This is a genomic window from Thermus sp. (assembly GCF_040290245.1).
In the GTDB taxonomy this organism is placed as follows: Bacteria; Deinococcota; Deinococci; order Deinococcales; family Thermaceae; genus Thermus_A.
Window position 1 is genome coordinate 1 of the sequence record NZ_PSMQ01000092.1, and the last position, 4,237, is coordinate 4,237.

Consider the following 4,237-nt stretch of genomic DNA (forward strand, 5'->3'; position numbering starts at 1 on the left):
AGCGCACGGTCAGGGTGGCGAAGTCCCCCGTACCGCCTCCCAGGTTGCTGACCCTCGAGGGGGCGAAGACCTGGGAAGAGGTGTTCGCGTCCAGAAAGGCGTTGTAGGCGCTCTGGCCCGCCCTAGAATAGGAGGTGTCTCTAACCGTGACGCTGCCCGTGGCGTTGCTGCCGAAGTCGAAGAGGAAGTCCTGGGCGTCCAGGCTAACGCTCAAAACCGAAGGGACATTGACCGTGACCGTGTGGCTCCGGGGCGGGGTCTGGGCCAGGGCTAGACCGAAGAGGGCCAAAACCAGTGTGATACCTTTCCTCATGCCGAACCTCCGTGAGGGGCCGGTCGCGCCACTTGCTCCCCCCCGGACCGTGGCGCCCGTCTAGGCCCGGGGGTTCTCTGCTTCCCCAGAGCATTATATACCAGAACCGTTTGAAAACCCTGTGAAGATCATGCCCGGGACTCAAACCGCGCGCAAAGCCCCGGTCTGCGTTTCCACGCCCGCCCACCGTTCAAAGGCTGGGCCGGAGCGTGGCCGCTTCGGCTATCGCCCTGAGACCACGGCCACCCGGGAGGCGGTCGGAAGGAAAAGGGCTACCCGAGCCCGCTTCTTCCCCCTGGCTAAGAGCAAAGACCCCTGGGCATCAAGGCCATTGTGACCCAGAGGGGCAGCCGCAAAAAGACCCCCTTCCTCCGGGTTGCTTTCCCCCGCCCGGGCGACAAGCCCCGGATAAGCCAGGTCGACCAAGCCCCCTTCCGAGGGCCACACGGAGAGGACCTGGACCCCCAGGGGGGCCCCGTGGACCACGAGCAACCAGGAGGTATTGGCCACCACCTCCAGATCCCACTTCCCGGGAGGCAGGAAAAGCTCAGGAGCCCTTTCTCCGGAAGGGGTTTTAAGGTACAAGACGGCGGGAATCTGGACACCCACCCCGCTTGCTGCCCAGGAAACCCCTTGTGCCCAGGCCCCTAACTCCAAACCCCATAAGGCCAAGCCCAACACGGATATCCAAAAAACACGCACCCCGACCACCTCCTTGAAGTCGGGGCGCAACCGCCTTACGGCTATTCACCAGGAAACGCCGCATTCGGCCGGTTGCGCCACTGGCTCCCCGCGCTCCATGGCGCCCATCTTGGTTCGCGCGGTTCCTCGCCTCCGAATGCTGGCTCCCGCCAAAGCGGGGGTCAGCTCGAGCTGTTCAGAGGGGGCTTTTGAGCCCAGGGCGACGGAGGGTGGATGCCTCTAGCTTTCAGGGTACCACCCTGGCCGACCCATGTCCAGCCCCCCCACCCGGCCGGTCCTTGCTCCGGCGGCTTCCAAAAGCCCTTTTCATCCAAAGGAAGGTATTGACAAACTAACGAAAAGAAGAGTAATCTCCCCTCAGGGAGTTTCCCCATGCGGCGATTTTTGCCCAATCCGACCGGGGCTTTCCCTGCAAGGCGGCAAGATGGACTGCTTCCATTGAGTTCCGGCAAGGGGAGGGCCAGTCCGCCTTTCCTTGGATTCCGTTGGCCTAGGGAAAGACCCTTGGCCGAACCAGGGGGCCCGGTCTTGGGGCTGGCCTGCCCTTGCTGGGCAGGGTGCTTTTTCCCGTAGGAGGAAGAATGAGGCTGCGCTTTTCCTTAGGCGAGGTGGCGGTGGAAGCCGAAGGGGTTGGAAAGACCCCTGGGGGCTTCCGCCTTTTGGGGAAGGAAGTGCGCGTCTACGCCCCCTCCCCGGCCCGGTTCTTCTTCCGCCACGGCTGGCAGAGCTGGAGCCTGGCCAGCTGGGTGGACCTGGCCGAACCCCTTAAGCCCCTCCTTCCCCTAAAGCGGCGGCCCCAGGCGGACGACCCCTGGCTCCTTAGCCAAAAGGCCCACTGGGGAAGCGGCCTGGGGGCGTTGCGGGTGGGGGAGGGGGTCCTCCTCCTCGGAGCCTTGGGCCCGGGGGCCAGGGTGCTGGGCACAGAGGACCTCCTCTTGGGGCGGTCCGGAGGCCAGGAGGGGTGGTTTCTGGGCTTCGGCAAGGAGGAGGAGGTCTTTGCCGCCTACTCGAGGCACCTTCCCCGGCGGCTTCGGGGCAAGCCCCCAAGGGTGTGGTGCAGCTGGTACAGCTTTTATAGGGACATCAGCGAGGGACTCCTCCTCGAGGCGTTGGAGGCCCTCCAGAGCTACCCCGTCGAGGTCTTCCAGATCGACGATGGCTGGCAGAGGGCGCTGGGAGATTGGGAGGCGAACGAAAGCTTTCCCAGGGGAATGGCCTATCTGGCGGAACGGATCCGGGAGAAGGGGCTCAGGCCGGGGCTTTGGCTTGCCCCCTTTCTGGTGACGGAGGAAAGCCCCCTTTTCCGGACCCACCCGGATTGGCTTCTGCGGGACGAGGAGGGAAGGCCCGTTCCCGCGGGGTTCAACTGGGGCCTTCCCCTCTACGCCCTGGACGCGGGGAATCCGGAGGTGGTGGCCTGGGTGACCTCCCTGGTCCAGAAGGCCCTGGCCTGGGGGTACGAGTACCTGAAGCTGGACTTCCTCTACGCCGCGGCCCTTCCGGGGGCGGAAGGGGAGGCGCGGTACCGGAGGGCCCTGGAAGCGGTGAGGGAGGCGGCGGGGGAGGCCTACCTCCTCCTTTGCGGGGCGCCCATCCTCCCTTCCTTGGGGATCGCGGACGGCCTCCGGGTGGGGCCGGACGTGGCCCCTTACTGGGACAACGAGGACCGCTCCTTCTGGCTGGCCGACCCCACGGGCCCCGGCCTCCGGAACGCCCTGCGCACCACCCTCCACCGGCTCTGGCTTATGGAGAACGTGCACGTGGACCCCGATGTGGTCTACTTCCGCACCCGCTATAACCTGCTTCCCCCCAAGGCCATGCGCCTCCAGCAGGCCATGGCCTGGATCACCGGGTTCAAGGCCACCTCCGACCCCCCCTTCTGGCTCCTCCCGGAGGAGGCCGAGGCCCTGCGGCGCTTTCTGGAGGAAGACCCCAAGGTGGAGCGGCTTTCCCCCTACCGGTTCCGGGTAGGGGAGGAAGGGGTGGAGTATGCAGAGGTTCTTTAAACACATCCACCGCAAGCGGGATGGCCGGGCGCTTTACCTCTACGGCCTGACCCCCCCGGAGACCTCCCCCCTTCCTGAGCTCGAGGAAACCCTGGCCCCGGCCCCTCACCTCAGGTGGCACCCCTTAAGGGGGGAGTGGGTGGTCTACGCCGCCCACCGCCAGGAGCGGACCTTCCTTCCCCCAAGGGAACACTGCCCCCTCTGCCCAAGCCGCGAGGGGGGCTTTCCCACGGAGATCCCCTTCCGGGACTTCCAGGTGGCGGTCTTTGAGAACCGGTTCCCCTCCTTCCTCCCCCATCCCCCCCCGGCCCCGCAGGGCCTTCCCGTCCCCGGGGAGGCTGCCTTGGGTCGGTGCGAGGTGGTGGTCTACACCCCCAAGCACACGGGCAGCCTCGCCACCTTGAGCGAGGAGGAAAGGCGGCTTCTGGTCGAGGTTTGGGTGGACCGGTACCTCGAGCTCTACGCCCTGGAGGGGGTGCGGTTCGTCATGCCCTTTGAGAACAGGGGAGAGGCGGGGTCACCCTCCACCACCCCCACGGGCAGATCTACGCTTACCCCTTCCTTCCCCCCGTTTTGGAGCGGGAAAGTGAAGCCTTCCGAAAAGGACCGGTTTTCCAGGAGCTTTTCCCCTCCCTCGGGCCCTATACGGTGGACCAGGAGGAGGGCTTCTTGGCCTTCGTCCCCCCCTTTGCCCGCTACCCCTATGAGGTCTGGATCGCCCCCCTGAACCGCCACCCCGGACCCTGGACCTTCAGTAGGGAAGAGGTGGAGGCCTTTGCCCGCCTCCTGGGCCGGGTGGTGGCCCGTTACGATGCCCTTTATCAAGAGCCCTTTCCCTACGTCATGGTCTTCCACGCCAGCCCCAAGGGGGAGGAGGCCCACTTCCACTTCCACGTGGAGTTCTACCCTCCCAAGCGGGCGCGGGACCGGCTCAAGTACCTGGCGGGCACGGAGCTCGGAGCAGGCACGTTTGTGGTGGACGCCTTCCCGGAAGAGACCGCCCAGAGGCTTAAGCAGGCTCAAACAGTTGAAAAATAGCCCTCCTCGGGGGAAGCCCAGCCTCCGTGCGCAAAGGGGCGCTGGGGCCCGCAGGCTGTCTTTTGCACCTGGCCTTGCCGCGGGCTTTGGTATACTATGGAACATGGAATCCGTCCGTCAGGAGATCGAACGCGAGCTGGGCTTTGGCCTGGTCCCCAACGTCTTCGCCTACGCCGAC

Annotated in this window: 2 protein-coding genes, 3 pseudogenes and 1 riboswitch; of the genes and pseudogenes, 3 read left to right on the forward strand and 2 right to left on the reverse strand. The window is 65.7% G+C overall.

The window, feature by feature from the left end; all coding sequences use genetic code 11:
• Window positions 1-313: pseudogene (locus tag C4301_RS09345) on the reverse strand (hypothetical protein); the annotation flags it as partial.
• Window positions 314-535: 222 nt separating this feature from the next.
• The gene (locus C4301_RS09350) at window positions 536-970 is read right to left on the reverse strand and encodes a hypothetical protein (protein WP_352414810.1); all 435 of its coding nucleotides are present in this window, start codon (window positions 968-970) and stop codon (window positions 536-538) included.
• Window positions 971-1,072: 102 nt separating this feature from the next.
• Window positions 1,073-1,158, reverse strand: a riboswitch (cyclic di-GMP riboswitch).
• 438 nt (window positions 1,159-1,596) lie between these two features.
• Between C4301_RS09350 and C4301_RS09355 the strand changes: the two genes are divergently transcribed.
• The 3 genes and pseudogenes from C4301_RS09355 to C4301_RS09365 all read left to right on the forward strand — a co-directional run.
• Window positions 1,597-3,021: a glycoside hydrolase family 36 protein gene (locus C4301_RS09355; protein WP_352414811.1), complete on the forward strand. Its 1,425-nt coding sequence runs from the start codon at window positions 1,597-1,599 to the stop codon at window positions 3,019-3,021.
• Window positions 3,005-4,059, forward strand: a pseudogene (gene galT / locus C4301_RS09360) (galactose-1-phosphate uridylyltransferase). Before C4301_RS09355 ends, galT begins: the two are co-directional and overlap by 17 nt.
• Window positions 4,049-4,237 (forward strand): annotated as a pseudogene (locus tag C4301_RS09365) (hypothetical protein); the annotation flags it as partial. The pseudogenes galT and C4301_RS09365, both read left to right, overlap by 11 nt.